The sequence below is a fragment of the Corallococcus caeni genome, from assembly GCF_036245865.1.
Classification (GTDB): domain Bacteria; phylum Myxococcota; class Myxococcia; order Myxococcales; family Myxococcaceae; genus Corallococcus; species Corallococcus caeni.
This window is the reverse complement of the sequence record NZ_BTTW01000017.1, coordinates 1-20,879: the sequence shown is the minus strand read 5'-3', so window position 1 is coordinate 20,879 and position 20,879 is coordinate 1. Positions and strand designations below refer to the sequence as shown.

At 70.5% G+C, this 20,879-nt stretch carries 20 protein-coding genes; 14 read left to right on the top strand and 6 right to left on the bottom strand.

Annotated features, from left to right (window positions below; all coding sequences use genetic code 11):
* The first annotated feature begins 197 nt into the window (after nt 1–197).
* From AABA78_RS38500 to AABA78_RS38485, 4 genes are all read left to right on the top strand, one after another.
* Nucleotides 198–1,421, top strand: coding sequence for a carbohydrate porin (locus AABA78_RS38500; RefSeq protein WP_338270521.1), 1,224 nt, complete (start codon nt 198–200; stop codon nt 1,419–1,421).
* Between the two features lie 59 nt (nt 1,422–1,480).
* Entirely contained in the window at nt 1,481–2,470 is a 990-nt protein-coding gene (locus AABA78_RS38495) for a cupin-like domain-containing protein (RefSeq protein ID WP_338270520.1), read from the top strand.
* A gap of 519 nt (nt 2,471–2,989) precedes the next feature.
* Nucleotides 2,990–3,769, top strand: coding sequence for a cupin-like domain-containing protein (locus tag AABA78_RS38490; protein WP_338270542.1), 780 nt, complete (start codon nt 2,990–2,992; stop codon nt 3,767–3,769).
* Nucleotides 3,766–4,665, top strand: a complete 900-nt coding sequence (locus AABA78_RS38485) for a hypothetical protein (RefSeq protein WP_338270519.1) — start codon at nt 3,766–3,768, stop codon at nt 4,663–4,665. The genes AABA78_RS38490 and AABA78_RS38485 overlap by 4 nt, the downstream gene beginning before the upstream one ends.
* A 14-nt stretch (nt 4,666–4,679) precedes the next feature.
* Here AABA78_RS38485 and AABA78_RS38480 read toward each other — a convergent pair whose 3' ends face one another.
* Together AABA78_RS38480 and AABA78_RS38475 are read right to left on the bottom strand one after the other, a co-directional pair.
* Nucleotides 4,680–7,406: a CHAT domain-containing protein gene (locus AABA78_RS38480; protein ID WP_338270518.1), complete on the bottom strand. Its 2,727-nt coding sequence runs from the start codon at nt 7,404–7,406 to the stop codon at nt 4,680–4,682.
* Between the two features lie 171 nt (nt 7,407–7,577).
* Nucleotides 7,578–9,242 carry a M14 family metallopeptidase gene (locus tag AABA78_RS38475; RefSeq protein WP_171417892.1) on the bottom strand — a complete coding sequence of 555 codons (1,665 nt, stop codon included), beginning with the start codon at nt 9,240–9,242 and terminating at the stop codon, nt 7,578–7,580.
* Nucleotides 9,243–9,366: 124 nt separating this feature from the next.
* Here AABA78_RS38475 and AABA78_RS38470 point away from each other — a divergent pair, with 124 nt between their 5' ends.
* The 3 genes from AABA78_RS38470 to AABA78_RS38460 all read left to right on the top strand — a co-directional run bounded on the left by AABA78_RS38470 (nt 9,367) and on the right by AABA78_RS38460 (nt 12,422).
* Nucleotides 9,367–10,407: a hypothetical protein gene (locus AABA78_RS38470; RefSeq protein WP_338270517.1), complete on the top strand. Its 1,041-nt coding sequence runs from the start codon at nt 9,367–9,369 to the stop codon at nt 10,405–10,407.
* On the top strand, nt 10,397–11,335 hold the full coding sequence (locus tag AABA78_RS38465; protein ID WP_338270516.1) for a hypothetical protein: 939 nt from the start codon (nt 10,397–10,399) through the stop codon (nt 11,333–11,335). Before AABA78_RS38470 ends, AABA78_RS38465 begins: the two co-directional genes overlap by 11 nt.
* 82 nt (nt 11,336–11,417) lie before the next feature.
* Complete coding sequence (locus AABA78_RS38460; RefSeq protein WP_338270515.1) at nt 11,418–12,422, top strand: hypothetical protein; 1,005 nt, start codon at nt 11,418–11,420, stop codon at nt 12,420–12,422.
* Between the two features lie 22 nt (nt 12,423–12,444).
* Here AABA78_RS38460 and AABA78_RS38455 read toward each other — a convergent pair whose 3' ends face one another.
* Complete coding sequence (locus AABA78_RS38455; RefSeq protein WP_338270514.1) at nt 12,445–13,257, bottom strand: class I SAM-dependent methyltransferase; 813 nt, start codon at nt 13,255–13,257, stop codon at nt 12,445–12,447.
* Between the two features lie 96 nt (nt 13,258–13,353).
* Here AABA78_RS38455 and AABA78_RS38450 point away from each other — a divergent pair, with 96 nt between their 5' ends.
* From AABA78_RS38450 to AABA78_RS38440, 3 genes are all read left to right on the top strand, one after another.
* Nucleotides 13,354–14,376 carry an AraC family transcriptional regulator gene (locus AABA78_RS38450; protein ID WP_338270513.1) on the top strand — a complete coding sequence of 341 codons (1,023 nt, stop codon included), beginning with the start codon at nt 13,354–13,356 and terminating at the stop codon, nt 14,374–14,376.
* Between the two features lie 109 nt (nt 14,377–14,485).
* Entirely contained in the window at nt 14,486–14,836 is a 351-nt protein-coding gene (locus AABA78_RS38445) for a hypothetical protein (RefSeq protein ID WP_338270512.1), read from the top strand.
* 88 nt (nt 14,837–14,924) lie between these two features.
* Entirely contained in the window at nt 14,925–15,737 is an 813-nt protein-coding gene (locus AABA78_RS38440) for a tetratricopeptide repeat protein (protein ID WP_338270511.1), read from the top strand.
* Nucleotides 15,738–15,741: 4 nt separating this feature from the next.
* On the opposite strand, the gene nth is transcribed toward AABA78_RS38440, so the two are convergent.
* From nth to AABA78_RS38425, 3 genes are read right to left on the bottom strand one after another with little or no spacing between them, the layout of a single operon-like run.
* Nucleotides 15,742–16,377, bottom strand: coding sequence for an endonuclease III (nth, locus tag AABA78_RS38435; protein ID WP_338270509.1), 636 nt, complete (start codon nt 16,375–16,377; stop codon nt 15,742–15,744).
* 10 nt (nt 16,378–16,387) lie between these two features.
* A complete protein-coding gene (locus tag AABA78_RS38430; RefSeq protein WP_338270508.1) occupies nt 16,388–17,554 on the bottom strand; it encodes an iron-containing alcohol dehydrogenase in 1,167 nt (388 codons plus the stop codon).
* Between the two features lies 1 nt (nt 17,555).
* Entirely contained in the window at nt 17,556–17,873 is a 318-nt protein-coding gene (locus tag AABA78_RS38425) for a putative quinol monooxygenase (RefSeq protein ID WP_338270507.1), read from the bottom strand.
* A gap of 87 nt (nt 17,874–17,960) precedes the next feature.
* On the opposite strand from AABA78_RS38425, the gene AABA78_RS38420 reads away from it, so the two are divergent.
* The 4 genes from AABA78_RS38420 to AABA78_RS38405 are packed head-to-tail and all read left to right on the top strand — an operon-like array spanning nt 17,961 to nt 20,801.
* A complete protein-coding gene (locus tag AABA78_RS38420) occupies nt 17,961–18,854 on the top strand; it encodes a 1,4-dihydroxy-2-naphthoyl-CoA synthase (protein WP_120554826.1) in 894 nt (297 codons plus the stop codon).
* Between the two features lie 53 nt (nt 18,855–18,907).
* Nucleotides 18,908–19,840: a DUF2381 family protein gene (locus AABA78_RS38415; protein ID WP_338270505.1), complete on the top strand. Its 933-nt coding sequence runs from the start codon at nt 18,908–18,910 to the stop codon at nt 19,838–19,840.
* A gap of 11 nt (nt 19,841–19,851) precedes the next feature.
* On the top strand, nt 19,852–20,343 hold the full coding sequence (locus AABA78_RS38410) for a serine/threonine protein kinase (protein WP_338270504.1): 492 nt from the start codon (nt 19,852–19,854) through the stop codon (nt 20,341–20,343).
* A gap of 56 nt (nt 20,344–20,399) precedes the next feature.
* Nucleotides 20,400–20,801, top strand: coding sequence for a hypothetical protein (locus tag AABA78_RS38405; protein WP_338270503.1), 402 nt, complete (start codon nt 20,400–20,402; stop codon nt 20,799–20,801).
* The last annotated feature ends 78 nt before the right edge of the window (nt 20,802–20,879 follow it).

Genomic DNA, 20,879 nt, shown 5'->3' with positions numbered 1-20,879 from the left:
GCCGGGTGGAGGACACTCCCGGCGCGCCGCTTCGTTCCTCGCCGCACCCGGGCCCTTCGCAAGGCCCGGGGGAGTGGCTGGAAGGCGACGGACGGCCCCCTGGCACGGCTGGACATCCTGGCATCCGTTGCCATTGAGCACCCGTGGCGTGCGCGGGGACGGGTGCGATGCGGGGACGGGGCTGGACGGCGTGGGTGATGGCGTGGGCCCTGCTGTGCGCGGGCCCGGCCTTCGCCGCCGAGACGAAGATGCCCCCGGGCCTCACCGGTGGATGGGGCGGGGCGCGCGGGCTGCTCTACGAGCTGGGCGTCGCGCTGCAGGTCCGCTACGTGACGGAGCTCGCCTTCAACGCGCGCGGCGGCAAGGGGCATGCGCTGCGGCAGGCGGGCCAGCTCAACGTGGGGCTGGGCCTGGACCTGGAGAAGCTGGCGGGGCTCAAGGGCGGCACCTTCCAGTTCACGTTCACGCACCGCAACGGCAACAACCTGAACGCGGACATGGACCTGGGCAACCTCCAGCTGGTGCAGGAGGTGTACGGGCGCGGCAACGTGGGGCGCCTCACGCAGCTCTGGTACGACCAGCTCTTCTGGGACGAGCGGGTGCACCTGAAGCTGGGCCGCGTCACCATGGGCGAGGACACCGCGGACTTTCCCTGTGACTTCCAGAACCTGAGCTTCTGTGGCGCGCAGCCCGGCAACATCGTGGGCAACTACTGGTTCAACTGGCCGGTGAGCCAGTGGGGCACGCGGCTGCGCCTGGACGTGGCGAAGGTGGCCTACGTGCAGCTGGCCGCGTACGAGGTGAACCCGCGCAACCTGGAGGAGGCCTTCTTCCTGGGGCGCTTCAGCGGGGCGACAGGCGTGATGCTGCCCCTGGAGCTGGGGTGGAACCCGACGTTCCAGGGCGGGCTGCTGGAGGGGCTCTACAAGCTGGGCGCCTGGTACGACACGTCCAACGCGCCCGACGTGCTGCTGACCGGCGTGGAGCGAGATGGGCGCTATGGCCTGTACTTCGTCGCGCGCCAGCAGCTCACGCACGTGCTGGGCGCGGAGAACGCGGCGCAGGGGCTCAACCTGTTCGCGCGCCTGACGCACGCGGACCGGAACACCTCCGCGGTGGACGGCCAGTACACGGTGGGCCTGGGGTACACGGGCGTCTTCGGCCGGGCGGATGACGACGTGGGCTTCGCGCTGGGCGCCACGCACTCCAACGGGCGCTACGTCACCGCCCAAAAGCAGAAGCAGGCGCAGGACCCCAGCACGCCGGTACCTCGCACGGAGTACGTGGGCGAGCTGTACTACAGCCTCCACGCGACGGAGTGGCTCGTGCTTCGGCCCAACCTCCAGTACATCCGCCCCGGCGCGAACGAGGACGCGCGCAACATCCTCGTGCTGGGCCTCAAGGGGGCGCTGACCCTGTAGGGCATGTGGGCAGAGGGCCCCCTTTCCGTGCGGCTTCGCGGGTGGCCTAGAGTGGGGCCATGGCCCTGTCACCCTCGTGGGATGCGTGGCTGTCGGAGAACCTGCTGCGCGGCGTGCCCGTGGAGGCGCTGGCCCGGGCACTGGTCGCCGGAGGGATGGCCCCGGAGGAGGCCCGTTCGGAGGTAGCGCGCGCGCGGCGGCACCCGGCGGTGGAGGCCGGCGGGCCGCGCGGGGCGCGGGCTGCGGAGGTGGTGGCGCTGCTGGACGCGCGCGCGTCGCTGCATGGGCAGTCGCGCCGTGGAGTGGAGCGGCGGCGGGGCGTGTCCGCGGAGGAGTTCCAGGCGCGCTACTACCGGGCGCACCGGCCCGTCGTCCTGGAGGACTTCCTGGAGGGCTGGCCGCTCTTGGAGCGCTGGCGGCCGGAGGCGCTGGCGCGCGACTACGGCGACGTGGAGGTGGAGGTCATGGCGGGCCGTGAAGCCCGCGCGGACCATGACAGGGCTCCGGACGCGTGCCGCACGGTGATGCGGCTGGCGGACTTCCTCCACCGGCTGGAGCACGGCGGGCCCACCAACGACCTGTACCTCACCGCTCGCAACTTCGCGCTGGAGCGGCCGGAGCTGCGGGGGCTGCTGGAGGACCTGCGGCCGGCCCCGGGCTTCGTGTACCCGACGCGGCAGCCCGGGGGCATCAAGCTGTGGGTGGGCCCGGCGGGCACGCGCACGGCGCTGCACCATGACGTGGACTCGGTGCTGTTCTGCCAGGTCCACGGGCGCAAGCGCTTCTGGCTGGTGCCCTCCTTCGAGACGCCCCACCTGTACAACCGCGACCACGTGTGGAGCGCCGTGGACGCCGCGGCGCCGGACCTGGCGCGCTTCCCGGACTTCGCCACCGCGCACGTGCACGAGGTGGTGGTGGGCCCGGGGGAGATGCTCTTCATCCCCGTGGGCTGGTGGCACCAGGTGCTCGCGCTGGACGTGAGCGTGTCGCTGACGTTCCAGTCGCTGGACGTGCCGGGCGGGAACGCGCGGTGGCACACCTTCGGGTGAGGTGTGCCGTTTGCGCTTCAATGGCTTGCGTCAGCCGTTGAGGTTTTCGTCCTTCGGCGTTTCAGGAAGGGGCGGTGTGGACGGCGGCGGCGTGGGCGCGGGGGGTTCGGGGATCCGCTTCCGGCTGAGGTCCTCCTGCGCGGGGTCACAAGGGGGATTCGGGTTGGGGACGATCTTGTATGAGTTCTCGGGAGGCGTCATGGAGTCCGCTCGTGGTGGATGTGGACGGCCCAAATGGTTCAGCCCGACTCAAGGGGGCCGGCGATGACGTCTTCCTTCCCCCCTGTATGGAGAACGTGGCTCGCGAATAACCTTGCGCGGGGAGTGCCCTGCGAAAGCCTGGGAGCCCGGTTGGAGGCGGCGGGAGTGGCCTCGGAGGTTGTCTGGGAAACGATCCGGGCCGCGCAGGCGCATCCCGCGGTGGCGCGGGCGCGTGAGTTCACGGGACGTCTGGGATTGCTTGAATCATTGCTTGAGACGCGGTCGGCGTTGCGACGACAGGCATTGCCAGGGCCGCGCGTGGAGCGGCGGTCACGGCTGGCTCCAGCGGAATTCTTCAATACGTATTACCGGCGCAACCGGCCGGTTGTGATTGAAGGGCTGATGGAGGACTGGCCGGCGCGGACGCGGTGGACGCCCGAGTGGATGGCCGAGCGTTTCGGTGACGAGACGGTGGAGGTGATGGCGGGGCGCGATGCCCAGGCGCTGCCGGACCTCCACGCGGACCGCCTGCGCCGGGACGTGCCGCTGCGGGAGCTGCTGGCGCGCTTCGACGGTGCGCCGGCGAACGACATGTATCTGGTGGCCCGGAACAGCCTGCTCTTGCGCGACGCGTTCCGGCCGCTGCTGGAGGACCTGCGCGCGCCGGAGGGCTACATCCACCCGGACCTGCGCGAGCCCGACCGCGTGCACCTGTGGCTGGGGCCGGCGGGGACGCTGTCCAACCTGCACCATGATCACCTCAACGTCCTGTTCTGCCAGGTGTGGGGGCGCAAGCAGGTGTGGCTGGCGCCTTCGTGGGAGACGCCGTGGATGTCCAACGTGCGCGGCTTCTACAGCGCGGTGGACGTGCTGGCGCCGGACCTGGCGCGCTTCCCGGACTTCGCCCGGGTGGCGTTGCACACGGTGGAGGTGGGGCCGGGAGACACGCTCTTCATCCCGGTGGGGTGGTGGCACGCGCTGCGGGCGTTGGAGCCGAGCCTGTCGGTGACGTTCGTGAGCTTCGAGCAGACACCCGGGCTGAACACCTGCTGGCGGGAGGGCTGGCTGGGCGCCATGCCTTCGGAGGAGCACCGATGAGAGCATCGAGAGAAGTGGATGCGGGGACCTCGCCGCTGACGCCCGAGTGGCGGCGGTGGCTGGTGGAGAACCTGGTGCGCGGCGCGTCGCCGAAGGAGCTGGTGGCGTCGCTGGAGAAGGCGGGCGTGACGCCGGAGCAGGCGCAACGCGCGGTGGAGGTGGAGCAGCAGGAGCCCCTCGTCGCGGGAGCGCTGCGCGCGGTGGGCATGCAGCGCAAGCTGGAGGGACTGCTGGACGTGTACGCGGAGCTGTTCCAGCAGACGGAAGGGCCTCCACGGGTGGACCGGCATGACGCGCTGACGCCCGCCGCGTTCTTCGAGCGCTACTACTTCGACAACCTGCCCGTGGTGCTGCGGGAGGGCTGGAGCGCGTCGCTGGAGTCTCGCGCCTGGAGCCGCGAGGACGTCGCCGCGCTGCTGGGCGCGCGTGAGGCGAAGCACGCGTGCTGCGTGCCGTTGTTCGAGGACCCCCGGCTGGAGTCACTGGCACAGGGCCTGACGACGCTCCGGGGCTTCACGGCGGAGGACGCGCGCGCGTGCGAACCCCGCCTGTGGTGGGAGCCGGCCGGGGCGGAGGTCCCCCTGCGCGCGGGGCGGAACAACGTGCTGCTGGCGCAGGTGCACGGGGAGCGGCGGCTCCAGCTCGTGCCGGCGTTCGAGCTGCGGCGGGTGACGACGGCGTCGTCCGAATCCGGGGTCGACGAGGCGCCGTTGCGCCTGGAGGTGACGCTGTCGCCCGGGGAGTGCGTGCTGCTGCCGGTGGGGTGGTGGTACGGCTTCAGTGCGCCAGACGGCGGTGTCGCCGTCTCGTTCGAAGCCTTCGCGCTGCCTGAGCCCAACGTGACCTGGGACGTCGACGCGGAGCCCCAGCCGTCGCCCCTGCCTCCGAGGGACTGAAGCCGCGCCCGGCGCTACTGGTACAGCAGGACCTTGTCCACCCAGCGCATGCCGGGCTGTTTCTGGTGCCAGCCGAGGCGCTCGGCCCGCAGGGCCTGGGAGGGCTCCTCGCCGGACTGGATGCGCTCGCGCACCGCGCGGAAGAAGGCGCCCGCGTCGTTGGGGATCTCCGCCGTGGCGGCGAAGACGGCCCGGGCTCCCGACGCGACGAACGCCTGCGGCAGTGATGACGTCTCATGCAGGATGGGCGGCAGACGGGCCGCGCTGCACGCGCCCAGCACCACCAGCGGCGCGCCCTGCAGGTGACGGCGGCGCAGCTCCTCCGCGGTCAGCGCGTAGTGGCCGTCCTGCTGCGGCGACAGCGCGATGACCGTGGCGTCCGACAGCGCGCGGTCCACCACGCCGTGCGCGTGGATGTCGATGTCCGTGGCCTGCTCCATCGCCTCCAGCACGCGCTCGGGCGTGGCCTGCGCGCCCTTGAGCCGCAACAGCCGCTGCGCCCCCGCCAGGTCCACGTCCGTCGCGGAAGGCAACCGCGCCAGCCGCAGCGTCATCGGCGGCTCCACGTCCGAGACGACGACGTGCAGCGGGGGCTTCGCGGGGGAGGTCGCGGGCACGCCCGTACCGACCCGGTAGCTCCAGGCCAGGTCCGCCGGCAGGAGGCCCGCGCGGCTGTCCAGCGGCGGCGCGGCCAGCACCGCCACGCGGGGGCAGTCTCGCAGCAGGTCCACCAGCTCCCCGGGCACCAGCCCCGTCAGGTCATCGCGCAGGGGCATGGTGCGCGAGGCGTCATAGCGCCCCTGCACCTGGCCCCCCGGCCCGCGCACCACCGTCACCGTGCGCTCGGCCTCCACCGCCGCCGCCAGCACGCAGCCTTCCGGCACGGGCACCTGGAGGCTCTCCGCCACCACCTCCATGGCTTCGCGGAAGGCCCCGGCGTGGCCCGCGCTCACCGCCAGCGTCTGGAAGGCCACCGCCCTGGCGTCGCGCGCATCCGCGTTCACGCGCAAGAGCGGCTCCGCCTCCGCGATGGTCTGCCGGAGCACCCGCTGGCCCTCGCGCCAGTCGCGGTCCACCTCGAAGCGTCCCCGGATGAGCGTGGCCAGCACCCGCCGCCCCGCGTTCTCCCGCAGCGGCGACACCCGGCTCAGCTCCGCGCTCAGGCGTGCCGCGTCGGACGGCCGTGGCGCCAGGCGCGCCAGGTCCGCGAGGATCCACGCCCCCTGGAGACCGGGGGACTGACCGCACGCCAGCGACTCCTCCAGCTCCTGCCGCGCCTCCTGTGGGCGGAAGCGCATCAGCGCCAGCGAGGCCAGGTTGAGGTGCGCCTGCGTGCGCGCCTTGCAGTCATCGGGCTGGCGGGCCAGGGACTCGGTGAGATAGGCGCGCGCGAGCGCCACCCGCACCTGGAAGCGCGTCGCGTTGGCCAGCATCACCAGCGCCGAGCCCTCGCGGTCCCATTCGCCCAGCGCGGCGGCCTCCTGCCACGCGGTGCTCGCGGCCTCCTCTGCCTCCACCAGCCGGTTCGACGCGGTCGCGCGGCTGCTCAACCGCAGGAGCACGTCCACGCATTTCAAGGGCAGCTTGTGCGCGCGGCAGTCCTTCAGCACCTGCCGCAGCCGGTCCCCGGCCTGGGGCCCCTGTCCCGCCAGGTCGTCCAGCCGCGCCTCCTCCAGCGCCACCCGCGAGAGGACCCATGGATCCGTCTCCCCCACCGTCAGGGCGCGCAGCTCCTCATGCGTGCGCGCCACGCCCGGCGTGCGCAGGAGCGCGCCCAGCAGCACGTCCTTCGCCGTGGCCTCCTGGCGCAGCCGTTCGATGAGGCTCGCCGGGTTGGGGTGCGCGTCCTGCACCAGCTTCGCGTACTCCCGCGCGAGCGGCGCCCGGCGCGCGAAGTCCAGCGCCGCCACCCGCCGCACGGTGTCCTCCAGCACGGTGCCTCCGGCCGCGTGGTCCAGCACCCGCGCCAGCGGCAGCAGCGCCTCCACCCGCGCGGGGTCCTCCGCCGTCGCCAGCAGCTCGTAGAAGGACTCGCGCGCCAGGCCCGGGAAGCGGGCCGCTCCGTCCAACGGCAGCGGCGCCTGGGACGAGCGCAGCCGGGCGAGGAGCGCCTCGCGCGTGGCCTTCCAGGCCTCCGACCGCGCCTGGAACCGGGCTCGCAACGTCCGCGCCTGCTCGCGCGCCTCGTCGCTCCAGCCGGGCTCGTTCTTCGCGGCCACGGCCTCGAACGCCGTGGCCGCGAGGAGCGTCAGCCCCAGCTCGCGCGCCATCACGGCCTGGTTCCAGCGCGCCTGCGGGTGCTCGGGCATGGCCTCGAGCGTGGCGTCCAGCAACGTCAGGGCTTCGTCGGAGCGGCCGCGCAGGATGGCGACGGCGGCCAGGTCACTGTCCCTGTCCAACGACGGCGACGTGCGCGACAGGTACGCGAGCGCCTGCTCCGTGTCGCCATGCAGCAGGTAGCTGACGCCCACGCCGTGCGCATCCCCGCGCTCCTCCAGGTGGGACAGCGCGCCCAGGGGCACCGGCGGGGCCAGCGTGTCCCCACCGCGGGGCGGCGCATAGGGGCGGTACACGTCCGCGGCGGGGAGGCTCAGCCGCACCTCCAGGGGACGGTGGGGCGCGTCGGAGAGCCACAGCGCCGGGGTCTCCAGCCCGGTGGCTCGCTGCCTCCAGGCGCGCACGGCCACGAAGCCCAGGGCCATGCAGAGCGCCAGGGCCAGCACGCCTCCCACGCGCGTCATGCCTTCACGCCCCGGAAGGCGCGTGCCCCGGGGCGTTTGCCTCATGCCAGCCATCCGGGGCCTCCCGCGTGCCCCCGCACCATCTCCGCGGGTCCTGCGGGCACCAGTCTAGGGGCAATGCCCCCGGGGATGACAGACCCGGGGGCGGGGAGGCGTCCGGAGGTGTGATGCCTACTCCACCTTCAGGGGGGGACGCGTGGCCTCCACGACGCGGTGGATGGGGTACAGCTCGCCCACCTTGAGGCTGTCATCCAGGAACTGCCAGCGGCAGAAGCCGTCGTCCGAGTGCGGCTCCAGCAGGTAGGTGATGAGCGTGCCCGTGCGCTGGTCGGTGGGGACCTTGAGGGTGCCGGCGGGGAACTCCTGCTCGGAGCGTTCGGCGGCCACGGTGAGGATGGTCTCGAAGCGCACCGGCTTGGGCTTCTGGCTCAAGGGGACCTCGTCCTGGCCCGGCGGCGGCACGTTGGCGGCGACGTCCGGGCTGAAGGTCTCCTCCTTGCGCGCGATGCGGTAGCTGTCCACCTGGAAGCGCTGGGCCTTGGCCAGCTTCTCGAAGCGGATGCCGTGGCCTTCCAGGCGGGACGCGAGCGACGCGGGCACCAGGTACGCGGACGGCGTGCTCACCGACTGCGTGGGCACGAAGGTGCGGTAGTGCGGCGTCTTGTAGACCTTCTTGCGCTTGCCCGGGTAGCGGCGCGCCTGGATGCTGGCCTCGTCGAAGGAGCTGATGGTGGCGATGTCCTTGCCCAGCACGTAGGCCGGGTAGTCGAACACCAGCGCCCCTTCCGCGTCGCGCTGGGCGACGCCGAAGTTGATGCCCACCCACTCCTTCGCGTCGGGGGACTTGCCGCGCGCGATGATGGCGGACTCCTCGAAGGACGTGGCGGTGCGGTAGTCCTTCGCGTAGCGGGCGGCGTCGCGGATGAGCTCCAGCACCCACGCGCGGATGACGGCGCAGCGGCGGGGGAAGTCGATGTAGCTGTAGGTCTCCAGCAGCACGTCCAGCCGGCCCAGCAGGCCCCGGTAGTGGCTGCCGAAGCGGGGCAGCGCGGGGTAGGTGTGCCAGCCGGAGGTCGGGTCGCCTTCCTTGAGGAAGTTGCCGTACCAGAAGCTGTCGAAGCCGTGCTTCTTCTTCACGGCGGCGGACACGCGCTCGGCCAGCTCGCGGTTGAAGTCCCGCGACATGTGCATGAGGTCCGCGTTGCCGTGGGGGATGTCGAAGGTGAGGTCGAAGCCGTGGATGCTGCCGTCGGTGGTGTGGCAGTCCACGAAGAGGTGCGGCCACCACGTCTGGTACAGCTTCGCCATGGCGCGCGTCTCCGGCGCCTCCTGCTTCATGTTGTCGCGGTTGAGGTTCCAGCCCTCGCCCGTGTAGCGCATGCCCACGCCGCCGGGCGGGTTCACCTGGCCCTCCAGGTTCTTCAAATCCAACGCGCGGTTGCCCTTGCTGATGCGGTCGTTGCCGTCCGGGTTGAAGTTGGGGACGAACACGAGGCACAGCCGGTCCAACAGCTTCTTGCCCAGGGACGTGAGCGTGAGGTCGCGCGCGAGCGCCTGGAGGGTCTCCTTGCCCTCCACCTCTCCGGCGTGGATGTTGGCCTCCACCATCACGACGATCTTCTTCTGCTTCTGCGCCAGCTCCGGCGTGAAGCAGTTGCGGTCGCTGAGGATGAGCGCCATGAGCGGCTGGCCTTCACCGCTCTGGCCGAAGTCCACGCGCTTCGCGAGCTTCGTCTGGGCACACAGGGCGTCGACGAAGGCGACCACGTCGGCGCTGCGGGACGTTTCCTGGTAGTCGGTGGCTTCCGCGCGGGTGAGCAGCTTGGGAGTGGGCATAGGTGCCGCGCATCCGAGCGCTCCGGCCCTGCCGCGTCAAGCACGTGCGAAGTGGGCCGTCTTGCCGCGCCGTGGCGGTGTCCCATATGAAACCCGACGGCAAAAGTGCAGTGGAGGGGGCTTCATGATGCGGAGTGATCAGCGGCGCGGGAACGTGCTGGGTGTGCTGTTGCTGGGCTGCGCGGCGGTGTGGGGCGCCGGGTGCAAGAAGGAGCAGCCCCAGGCGAGCGCGCCCGTGGACGCGGGCGTGGTGGCCGTGGCCGACGCGGGCGTTCCGAACGCGGGGACGGTCGCGAAGGTGGTGAAGCCGCTGCGGTTCTCGGACGTGGCGCTCTGGCCCCAGGGCACCACCTTGATGGTGACCTACACGCTGACCAACCCGGGGACGGCGCAGGGGCGCGGGGATGCGTGCCTGTCCCTGCTCGACGACCAGGGCATGGTCATCGAAGTGAAGCGCATGGGCGGCATCACCGTGAAGGGCGGGACGACGGACTCGTTCGAGGACAAGGTGTCGCTGGGCGTGACGGCCTGGAAGCAGACCCGGACCGTGATGCTCTACACGGCGGGCGATAACCGCTGTTCCAGCGGAGTGCTCAGTGCGACGAGTGAGCTGCTGCGCCTGCTGCCCACGGGCCAGCCTGCTCCGGCGGACGCCCCCGCCCCCCAGGCCCTCCAGGATTCGCAGGCCACCGACTTCGAGGTGTCCGGCGTCGAGCTGATCCAGGCCGGGCTGTCCGACGACTACACCCTCACGTACACGGTGAAGAACGTGAGCGGACACCGGGCGGCGGGCTCGGGGTGCCTGCGGGCCTACGTGGGGCCGGAGGGCGCCCCCCATCTGGAGGAGTCGCCGGAGGGAGACTTCAACCTGGCTCCGGGGGCTTCGGAGACCATCAAGGACTTCGTCATCTTCGACAATGACCGGAACTGGGATCGGGTGACGGTGCTGCGCCTCTTCACCAGTCCCTATGGCTGCGCGGACTACGCGGATACCGACAACACGGGCTTCAAGTTCATGAAGCCCGCGTCGGTCCATGCGCCCCAGGAGGGGGTGGAGTCCGAGCCCGCCGGGGACCCCGAGGACGAAACGGGGATGGACTCGAGCGGCGCCCACGACCCGGAAGAGGAGTTCAAGAGCGACCAGCAGGCCCCCCATGGGGAGTGATCCGCTGAAGGTGCTGGGCGGGGTGGTGTTGGGCCTCGCGGCGGTGTGGTGCGCCGGGTGCAAGAAGGACGCGCCCGCGGCGAGCGCACCCGTGGACGCGGGCGTGGTGGTCGCCACGGTGGATGCGGGCATCCCGGACGCGGGGACGGTCGCGAGGATTTCGAAGCCCCTGCGCTTCTCGAACGTGGGGCTGAAGCGCGTGGCGGACGGCGGCGTGACCGTGAGCTACACGCTCACCAACCCGGGCACGGCGCAGGGGCGCGGGAACACGTGCCTGATGCTGGTGGATGAGCACGGCCTCGCCATCAGTTCCCAGACGATTGGCTTCGTGACCGTGAAGGGCGGAGGGGACGACACGTTCGAGGACTCGACGAGCGTGGACGACCTGCGGTGGAACCAGGCCCGCTCCTTGATCCTCTACACGACGGCGTACGACACCCTCTGCTACGACGACCGCGCCAGGCGGACCAGTGAGCCCTTCGCCCTGCTCCCGACGGGAGCCCCCGCGCCCGCGGGCCTGCCGGTGCCCAAGCTGCCGCCGGATTCGACGCCGGAGGACTTCGAAGTGTCCGGCCTCCAGTTGCGACGGGGCGGGACGCCGCCGGGCCCTTCCCTCACGTACACGGTGAAGAACGTGAGCGGCCATCGGGCCTCGGCGTCGGGGTGCCTGCGGGCCTATGCGCGGGAAGGCTCCTACGCACTGGAAGAGGTCGACGTCGGGGAGTTCGACCTGGCCCCGGCGGCTTCATCCACCCAGACGGTCCCCGTGGCCTTCCACAAGGACAGACACTGGGGCGAGGCCACGGTGCTGCGCTTCTTCGTGGACCCCTATGGCTGCGTGATGTCCGGGGGCGCCGGAAACCCGGGCCTGCCGGTCAACCTCCCGGCGGAGGCCGGCAGTGAAGAGGCGCATCATGATGCGGAGTGACTGGAGGGCGCGGACCCTGTGCGCGTGGCTCGTGGGGAGCGCGGCGCTATGGGGGGCGGGCTGCAGGAAGGAACAGCCCCAGGTGAGCGCCGTACCTGACGCGGGCGGCGGATCCCGGGTGCAGGTGGGTGTGCCGGACACGAAGCCGGTCGCGAAGCCGTTGAAGTTCTCCGGCGTGACCCTCCAGCGCACCACCCCGTATACCGTGGACGTCACCTACACGCTCACCAACCCGGGGACGGCGCAGGCGCGTGGAGCCACGTGCCTGGCGCTGTTGGACGAGAAGGGCTTCGTCATCCATGAAGCGGAGCTGGGGCGCATCACCGTGAAGGGCGGCACCGACGACGTCTTCGTCGACCGCGCCTACGTGATGGAGGACCTCTGGAAGGATGCCCTGACGGTGCTCCTGTACACGGCCCGGGAGTTTCACTGCTCGCAAGACGGATTCCAGGGGACCAGCGAGCCGTTGCGACTGCGTCCCACGGGAAGCCCTGCCGCCGCGGACGCGCCGGCGCCCCGTCGGCCGGGACCGCCACAGCCCGGAGCGCTCGTGCTGTCCGACGTCGACCTGCGAAAGACAGGCGAAGACAACGAGTACTCCCTCCAGTACACGGTGAAGAACGTGAGCGCCCGGCGCATCACTGGCGATGCTTGCGTCCAGGGGTACGGCGAGGACGAGGACGTGAGCGAGGACAGGGCCTCCGTGTTGGCGGACTCCCTGCGCAACTTCAGCCTGGCGGCCGGTGCGACGGAGACCTTCACCAGCAGCGTCTCTCTCGATGATCCGCGGCGCTGGAGCGAGGTGGTCGCACTGGACTTGTTCCTCGACAAGCGGGGATGCAAGACGAAGCCGGTGGCGGCGCCCGCCCTCGTGCGGTTCGACATGCCGGAGGTCCTTCCTGTTCTCGGAGAGGACACGACAGCGGAGGACGAAGGCGACTCCGCTGAGGACGCGGCGGAGCCGGACGCGCACGACGCCGACCCCGATGAGGAGGCGACGGGGATGGACTCGAGCGACGCCTACGATCCGGAAGTGGAGTTCCCCCAGGAACCGTCGCCTCCGGATGCTGAAGAGCCGGCGGACTGAGAGGGGCGCGCCAGGGATCGGGTCACGTCTCCATGCGCACGGGCATCCCGAGTACGTAGGTGACGGCGCCCTTGCCCTTCTCGCGCACCACGCCCACCTCCCAGGTGTAGCCGGGGCGCTGGAGGCTCCGCGTCAGGGCCTTCAGTTCCTCCGGCCGGTGGGCCCGGAGCGTGGACACCAGCCCGTCCCACGCGAGCGCCAGCGGCGCCACCGGCACCGCGTAGGTGAGCAGCAGGCGCAGCGGTGTCAGCGGCCGGATGAGCGGCGTGAAGAGCAGCACCAGCAGCGGCACCAGCAACGTGCCCAGCACCCCGCCCGGCGTGCGGTGCACGACCTCGAAGGCCGCGAAGGCTTCGCCCCTGCGCTGTGCGTCCTCCAGCACCTCTCGGACCTCCTCCGGCCGGAAGTGGTGCAGGGCATTGAAGATCGTGCGCATGCCGCGCAGGTCCGCCGGCACCTGCCGCGCATTCACGGGCCGGAGCAGGTAGGTCGCGCCTTGTGACCGCGCCCGCTCGGCGGCCTCCGCGTTGGGATACAGGTCCGTGAGCACTGCCTGTGTCTTCAGTCCGTGCCGCGCTTCCAGCAGCCCCTGCAAGCGGGGCACGGGCCCCCGGCCGCCCGATCCCAGGTCCACCAGCGTGTCCGTGCCGGAGGCCCGGAGCCCCCTCGCGAGCACGTCCGCCGCCGCGTCGAACAGCCCCATCTTCGTGGCCACCGTGTGCAGGTAGTCCGTGGACAGGTTGCGCACCGCCGGCGGACACCAGGACTGATCCATCAGCTCGAAGAGGTGCAGGCGGGGCAGCAGGGCGGGGTGCTCGGGGGCGGTGGAGTCCATGCGTCACACGGTGCCGTCCACCCATGGCGGGTGCACTGACCGCTCGCGCCAGAACGGCTTGCCGCCCGCGCCAGGCGGTCGCTAGCGTCCCTGCCCGTGACGTCCTCCGCTCCCCCTTCGCTCTCCGCCCGGCTGGCACGACAGGGCCTGCTCGCGGCGGCGAAGCGGGGCGTGCCCGCGGAACGGCTCTGCGAGGAATTGGGGCTGCGGTGGTCGGACCTGGACGACCCGGAGGCGCGCATCCCCTATGCCGTCCTGGACGCCATCCTGGAGCGCGCCGTGGCGCTCACCGGGGATGAAAACCTGGGCCTCCACATGACGGGCCTGGACGTGATGGACGCGGACGACCCGGCGTCGCTCGTCATCCTCACCAGCGCCCACCTGCGCGAGGCCCTGGTGCGCGGCTGCCGCTACCAGCGAGTGTGGGGCGACGGCGAGCGCTTCGTCGTGGAGGACACGCCGCGTGGGGTGCGCATGCGCTTCACCCCGGTGGGCCCTGCCTGGCGGCCCGCGCACCGGCACCTCACGGAGCTGGCGCTGGTGCAGCTGGCCATGGGCGTGCGCGTCTTCACCGGCGCGGACGTGCGGCCCCTGCGCGCGCGCTTCGTCCACGCGGCGCCCGCGGACACGCGCGAGCACGAGGCCTTCTTTGGCTGCCCACTGGAGTTCGACGCCCCGGCCAGTGACCTGGAGTTCTCCCACGCGGACGCGGACCGGCCCTTCGTCCACGGGGACGCGCTGCTCAACGCCGTGTTCGAACACCAGGCCCGCCGCGCGCTGGAGCGGCTGCCCGTCACGGACACCCTGTCGGACCGCGTGCGCGAACAGGTGCGGCGGACGCTGGCGGGCGGCGACTTCTCCTTCATCGCCGTGGCGCGGACCCTGCGCGTTCCACCGCGCACGTTGCAGCGCCAGCTGGCGGCGGAGGGCCGTACCTACGCGGGCATCGTGGAGGCGCTGCGGCGCGAGCTGTCCCAGGGCTACCTCCAGCGGAGCATGTCCATCGCGGAGGTGTCGTTCCTGCTGGGGTACGCGGATCCGGTGGCCTTCCACCGCGCCTTCAAGCGCTGGTGGAACACGTCTCCGGAGGCCTTCCGCCGGTCCCGGGCCGGGGGCTGACAGGCAAGCGGGCCCCGGACGCCTCCCGGGAAGGAAAACCGGGACTTCGTTGGGGAGCAGGCGTGCCTACGTTTCACCCCAGAGGGCCGGGACCCTCGGGGAGACGACCATGTGGACACGCACCTTCAACGGGCTCGTCGTGCTGGGTGTGATTGGAACGGTGGGCTTCACGGCGGGGTGTAATGAGCGTCAGCAGCAGTCCGTCAACGAGAACGCCCGGCAGGTCGGGCAGGAGGTAGGCGAGGCCGCCAAGGACGTCCAGCACGGCGCCAGCAAGGCCGCCCAGAGCGTCCGCGAGTCCAGCCACGAGGCCGCCCAGGGCTTCCGGGAAGGCGTCGGCGGCTCCGGCGACACCGCCTCCGAGAAGCAGAAGGCCGACGAGCGCAGCGGGGACGGGCCGGACATCGGCCGCAACCCGGGCGTCATCCACGACGGGGAAGGGCCGCTGGAAGAACACTGAAAGACGCACCGTGCCAGACGCGCCGCTGTCCCGGCGGTGTGTTTGAATGTGGACCATGGTTGCGGCTCCAGCCCTCCGTGGTCCCCCTGTGTCCTTCGTCCGGTGGCTGTTCCTCCTGCCGTGCCTGCTGACGGCGGCGTGTGTGACGACGAGCGAGGTGACCCGCGCCCCCACGCTCGAAGAGAAGTGCGACAGCGGGAGCGCCTGGGCCTGCGAGACCTGGGCGAAGCAGCTCCAGGTGGATGGCCGCACGGAGGAGGCGGACCGGGCCTTCGGGCTCGCGTGCGCGATGGGCTCCACGTCCGCGTGTCTGACGCAGGGCAAGGACCGGCTGGCGCGCGGTGACCTGGACGGCGCGGAGCCGCCGCTGCGCAAGGTGTACGACGAGGATTCGGAGGAGGCCGCGCTGGCGCTCGCGGACATCCAGGACGCGCGCGGGGACGTCGCGGGCGCGGCGCGGTTCCGCTACGAGGCGCTGGCCATCGACAAGTCGACGACGGAGTTCGCGCTGGGCTGGCGCGTCCCGTTCGACGGCGGCGTGGGCCTGGCGATGGACGTGAACGTGCAGCCCATGGGGCTCAAGGCGCGGCGGCTGACGCTGGGCGCCAACGTGGGCGTGGACGCGAAGCGGGTGTCGCTGAACGCCACCGTGGGCTACCAGCACTTCGTCACGAACTGGTTCGCGCCCTATGGCCGGGCGCTGGTGGGCCCGTACCTGGACAACTCGCGCTCGCGGCGCGCCCCCATCAACCTGGGGGCGGAGCTGGGCATGAAGTTCTTCGCCGGGCCCCTGGGCCACCTGGGCACCGGGTTCGGCACGTCGCTGGACGGCTCCACGTACTACTTCCTCGAAGCCGGACTGGACTGGGTGCTGACGCTGGCGGTGCTCGCGCACCTGTGACGGCTCAGGTCACGCCCAGCTTGGGGCACACGTCGTTGAGCAGGCACTCCGCGCACCTGGGCTTCTTGGCCACGCAGGTGTAGCGGCCGTGCAGCACCACGGCGGGGCCGGAGAAGGTCCAGTCGTCCTTGGGCACCAGCTTCATCAAGTCGGCCTCGATGGCCTCTGGCTTCTCCTGCTTCGTCAGGCCCAGGCGCTGGCTGACGCGGGCCACGTGCGTGTCCACGATGACGCCGGAGGCCTGCTGGAAGGCGGTGTTGAGCACGACGTTGGCCGTCTTGCGCGCCACGCCGGGCAGCTCCACCAGGTCCTCCATGCGCGGCGGCACCTCTCCCTGGTGGGCGTCCAGCAGCGCGCGGCTCATGGCCTGCACCGTCTTGGTCTTCTGCTTGAAGAAGCCGGTGGGCTTGAGGTCCTCCTCCAGCTCCGCGGTGTCCGCGTCCGCGAGGGCCTGGGGGCCGTCGTACTTCTTCCACAGCTCGGCGGTGACGCGGTTGACGCGCTCGTCGGTGCACTGCGCGGCCAGGATGGTGGCCACCAGCAGCTGGTAGGGGGTGTTCCAGTTCAGCTCGTACTTCGCGTCGGGATACTTCTCGCGCAGGCGTTCGAGCACCACGGGGACAAGGGCGGCGGGTTTCATGGGCGGGTCCTCACATCGACCGTTCGACGAGCGTCGTCAACTCCGCGTCGGTGAGCGGCAGCGGATTGCCCTTCATGCTGCTGGCGGCGCGGGCCTTGACGACGAGGCCGGGCACCGCCGCGTCCGTGAGGCCCATGTCGCGCAGGCCCTGGATGCGCACGGCGTGGACCAGGTCCTTCACCCAGGCGATGCCGTCCTCGGCGCGGGCGTTGGACTGGCCGGTGAGCAGCACCGCCAGCTCGCGGAACCGGGGCAGGGCGGGGTGGTCCGGGGCGCGGGAGCGCAGGGCCTCCAGGTTCACCTCCAATGTGGCCCCGAGCAGCGCGGCGCACAGCGCCCCATGGGCCGCGCCGAGCATCCCGCCCAGCGGCGCCGCGAAGCCATGCACCGCGCCCAGGCCCGAGTTGGCGAGGCACAGGCCGCCGAAGAGGCTGGCGAGGGCCAGGTCCTCGCGCTCCGCCGGGCCGGGGCCGTGCAGCACCGCCTTGCGCAGGGAGCGGGCCGAGCGCTGCATGCCTTCGCGCGCGAGCGCATCCGTGAGCGGCTGCGCGCGGATGGACAGGAACGGTTCGATGAGCTGCGACAGCGCGTCCAGGCCGCCCGCCGCGAGCACGCCCGCGGGCGCGTGCTCCAGCAGGTCCGGGTCCACCAGGGCCACGCGGGGGAGCATCATCGGGCTGCGCAGGCTGGCCTTCACGCCGGCCTCCTTCGAGCCCAGCACCGCGTTGCGCGTCACCTCCGAGCCGGTGCCCGCCGTGGTCGGCACGGCCACGAACGGCAGCGACGGCTTCGTCAGGGCCTGGCCCCGGCCGATGACCTCCAGGTAGTCCAGCGGGTCGCCTCCATTCGAGGCGAGCGCGGCGATGGCCTTGCCCGCGTCGAGCGCGCTGCCACCGCCGATGGCGACCACGGCGTCACAGCCTGAGTCCACGGCGGCGGCGGTGCCTTCGCGCGCGAGGTCGACGGTGGGCTCGCCCGCGACGCGGAAGGAGGCGGAAGGGATGGCCAGCCGTTCAAGCCCCGCGCGGACGGGCTCGGCGCGGGCGGGGTTCGTCCCGGTGACGAGCAGGACCTTCCGGCCGCCGAGACCGCGCACGAGGTCGGGGACTTCCTGGACGCGGCCCGGGCCGAAGAGGACGCGGGTGGCGGTGGCGAACTCGAAGGGGGCGGACGCCATGTCACCAGGCCGCGTCGTCGGGGAAGCGGTTGGTGTAGCGGCGGGGGATGCGGGGCTCGGCCATCATGGGGGTGACGGTGTCACGCCACGTGAGGTAGTGGGCGGTCTCCTTGTGCGCGGCGGGAGCGTCCGGGTTGCGGTAGGCCTCCACGAGGACGAAGCGGGTGGGGTCCTCGTTGTCCTGGCAGACGTCGAAGCGGGCGATGCCGGGCTCCTTCACGCTCTCGCGGGCGTTGGCGAGGGTGGCCTGGAGGAAGGCGTCGACGTGCTGGGGCAGCACGTGCACATGGACATGGACGACGAGCAGGCTCGTGGGCATGGCGCGCACGGTAGCGCGGGCAACCCCGAGCGGAAACCGCTAGGGTTCCGGGCCGTTCACTCCCTCAATTTCGGAGCAAGACAGCGCATGGTCTCGGACCTCTTCGACGCGTCCCGCTGGCAGCCGGTGGAAGGCCACAAGTTCAAGGACATCACGTTCCACCGCGCGGTGGATCAAGGCACGGTGCGCATCGCGTTCAACCGGCCGGAGGTGCGCAACGCGTTCCGTCCGAAGACGGTGGACGAGCTGGCCCGGGCGCTGGAGGCCACGCGCTTCATGACGGACGTGGGCGTGGTGCTGCTCACTGGCAACGGGCCGTCGCCGAAGGACGGCGGGTGGGCGTTCTGCTCGGGCGGCGACCAGCGCATCCGCGGCAAGGACGGCTACAAGTACGAGCCCGGAGAGGACGCGGCGGACCCGGCGCGGCTGGGGCGGCTGCACATCCTGGAGGTGCAGCGGCAGATCCGGTTCATGCCGAAGGTGGTGATGGCGGTGGTGCCGGGCTGGACGGCGGGTGGCGGGCATAGCCTGCACGTCGTCTGTGACCTGACCATCGCGAGCAAGGAACACGGGATGTTCAAGCAGACGGACGCGGACGTGGCCAGCTACGACGCGGGCTACGGCAGCGCGCTCTTGGCGCGGCAGGTGGGGCAGAAGCGGGCGCGCGAAATCTTCTTCCTGGGCCAGGCCTACACGGCGGACGAGGCGTTCCAGATGAACGCCATCAACAAGTCGGTGCCGCACAAGGACCTGGAGAAGGTGGCGCTGGAGTGGGCGGCGGAGATCAACACCAAGAGCCCCACGGCCATCAAGATGCTGAAGTATGCCTTCAACCTCCCGGACGACGGCCTCGTGGGCCAGCAGCTCTTCGCCGGTGAGGCCACGCGTCTGGGTTACGGCACGGAAGAGGCACAGGAAGGCCGCGACGCGTTCGTCCAGAAGCGCAAGCGCGACTTCAAGCGCTTCCCCTGGACGTACTGAGTTTTGAGGTGCAGGTTGGATGGGACATACCTACCCTGGTAGGTTGTCCCTCCATGCGTGTCCTCCCACTGCTCAGGTGTGGCCTCCTGCTCGTCCTGATCGCTTCGCCGTCCTGGGCGAGGGAGATATCAGACAAGCTCACGATTCGGACCCTCAAGGTCTCAGCCCATCCAGCCCAGGAGGCGTCGTCCATCTATGTCTCCTGGCAGGTGGTGACAGCGCTTCGATTCGAGGCGGAAGTTGATCCGACCCGGACGAAGTTCCTGGGATGGGAAGGACGTTTCGAGGCGCCGCTGATCGGCGGCAAGAAGGTCATCCTCGAACCGCTGCGTGAACTCGATAGCGGCGAAGCATTACCCCTGCTGGTGACACTCGTTGATGGAACGGAGTTCACGTTCCTCGTGAAAGCCAGGAGCCGGGAGAGCTGGGGCTGGATCGACTATCAGGTCAACGTGTTCAAGGACCCCGACAGTTACAATGCGGTCCTCTCATTGCTTTATGACTCGCTCAGTCGCGAGCGCAAGCTGAGTGATGAGAATGAACGCTTCAAGAAGGAAGAGAATTCGGTTGATCACGCCTATGCGACGCTTCTCGCGAATGGACAGATAAAGAAGACGCCGTTTCGGCGTGCGAAGTTCTGGCGCTCGAAGAATGAAGACATGGACATGGTCGTTGAAGTCTTCTCGGGTCCAGAAAAGGCAGCGGCCGTGATTCACCTGACGAATACCTATTACGGCCAGCCGTGGCGGTTCGACGGGGCCTATCTCACTCGCGACTTCTCCAGCTACACCGCTCGTCCGTTCGCGCTTCGCATGAATCGCTCCGTCCTCGTTTCGGGGCAGTCGGGAAGGATTGCCGTCGTTGTCGACAAGAGTGCCTTCGAGGACAAGGACGGGCAATTGACTGATCTGGCCCTCCAGATCTTCCGGGACGATGGACTTCTCCAGGTGCTCGTCGCGATGGATCACACCCTGCTTCGGCAGTAGAAGTGGCGCTCATGCGCATGCCCAAGGCCCTGTTGCTCGGCTCCGTTCTCCTGCTTGGCGCCGCTTCCGGCTGCACTGCTGCAGGCGGTGTGGCTCTACGTCCCGATGGCACCCCGGGACCGCAGGAGTGCCCGGAGAAGGCGCTCGAAGTCATGCGGTACCTGAGGCTGCGCGTCGGGGATGCCGCGCTGGCGGATCTTGATGCCAACCAGATCGACGCACGCCGCATCTCGCTCTACGACGGACCCATTGAGAGCATTCTCAAGGACGACATGGGCACCCTTGAGGCGACGACACGCTTGTATGGCCGAGTCTGGACGAGTGGGCCCCAGGTCGTGATTCGCTGGTACGAGGCCCACCCGCCAGACGGCGACAAGGTCCCCATCTGCGCCGTGGCTCGGCTCAGCCGGGATCAGATGCGGAAGTTGCCTGAGTCAAAGCCAGGAATGGCGATTCTCGACGGCTCCGTGGCGGCTGCCTACATCGTCGATTCATTTCGCTGACGTGCTCGTCCTTTTGGAGTCTTGATCCTGGCTCCCCTCGCTCCGTAGGAAACACCATGGCCACCAGCTCGGACTTCGACGTCGATGCCGTGATGGGCGTCCTTGGGACGATTGGTGAGCGGTTCCAGGATGGAACGCCCGAGGACGAAGCCTTGCGAATCGCCGCAGTGGCGCTGCTCTACGTTCGCGAGAACGGGAAGCTGGAAGACTATCGTGAGTACTTCCGGAGGTTCTTTATTCCCGCCACGGAGTCCGTGCTCGTGGCCCAGTCGTCCTCGACGACAGAGGAGGCTGACGCTTGGCTCGCGCACGGACAGGGGCGGGAGGGCGACTTGGTTCGTGTCGCGGGAAAGGGCTTCCGGGCCATCCCTCGCAGGAAGGGCGGCGGGCTGATGTTTCTCCGCACGCCACCCCCCTGTGTCAGGGAAGTTGTCGCCTCGGCTGAATGGCCGGGATGACCACGCCTTGGGGGCGAGAGCAGGCAGGACGCCGTGCCGTACACGGATGGATTCAAGCTACAGATGGTGAAGCGGATG

Bases quoted from the DNA above. Each gene is read 5' to 3' on its own strand.
- AABA78_RS38500 (WP_338270521.1), top strand. From the start codon at position 198: ATGGCGTGGGCCCTGCTGTGCGCGGGCCCGGCCTTCGCCGCCGAGACG.
- AABA78_RS38495 (WP_338270520.1), top strand. From the start codon at position 1,481: ATGGCCCTGTCACCCTCGTGGGATGCGTGGCTGTCGGAGAACCTGCTG.
- AABA78_RS38485 (WP_338270519.1), top strand. From the start codon at position 3,766: ATGAGAGCATCGAGAGAAGTGGATGCGGGGACCTCGCCGCTGACGCCC.
- AABA78_RS38480 (WP_338270518.1), bottom strand. From the start codon at position 7,406: ATGACGCGCGTGGGAGGCGTGCTGGCCCTGGCGCTCTGCATGGCCCTG.
- AABA78_RS38475 (WP_171417892.1), bottom strand. From the start codon at position 9,242: ATGCCCACTCCCAAGCTGCTCACCCGCGCGGAAGCCACCGACTACCAG.
- AABA78_RS38470 (WP_338270517.1), top strand. From the start codon at position 9,367: ATGATGCGGAGTGATCAGCGGCGCGGGAACGTGCTGGGTGTGCTGTTG.
- AABA78_RS38465 (WP_338270516.1), top strand. From the start codon at position 10,397: ATGGGGAGTGATCCGCTGAAGGTGCTGGGCGGGGTGGTGTTGGGCCTC.
- AABA78_RS38455 (WP_338270514.1), bottom strand. From the start codon at position 13,257: ATGGACTCCACCGCCCCCGAGCACCCCGCCCTGCTGCCCCGCCTGCAC.
- AABA78_RS38445 (WP_338270512.1), top strand. From the start codon at position 14,486: ATGTGGACACGCACCTTCAACGGGCTCGTCGTGCTGGGTGTGATTGGA.
- nth (WP_338270509.1), bottom strand. From the start codon at position 16,377: ATGAAACCCGCCGCCCTTGTCCCCGTGGTGCTCGAACGCCTGCGCGAG.
- AABA78_RS38430 (WP_338270508.1), bottom strand. From the start codon at position 17,554: ATGGCGTCCGCCCCCTTCGAGTTCGCCACCGCCACCCGCGTCCTCTTC.
- AABA78_RS38425 (WP_338270507.1), bottom strand. From the start codon at position 17,873: ATGCCCACGAGCCTGCTCGTCGTCCATGTCCATGTGCACGTGCTGCCC.
- AABA78_RS38420 (WP_120554826.1), top strand. From the start codon at position 17,961: ATGGTCTCGGACCTCTTCGACGCGTCCCGCTGGCAGCCGGTGGAAGGC.
- AABA78_RS38415 (WP_338270505.1), top strand. From the start codon at position 18,908: ATGCGTGTCCTCCCACTGCTCAGGTGTGGCCTCCTGCTCGTCCTGATC.
- AABA78_RS38410 (WP_338270504.1), top strand. From the start codon at position 19,852: ATGCGCATGCCCAAGGCCCTGTTGCTCGGCTCCGTTCTCCTGCTTGGC.
- AABA78_RS38405 (WP_338270503.1), top strand. From the start codon at position 20,400: ATGGCCACCAGCTCGGACTTCGACGTCGATGCCGTGATGGGCGTCCTT.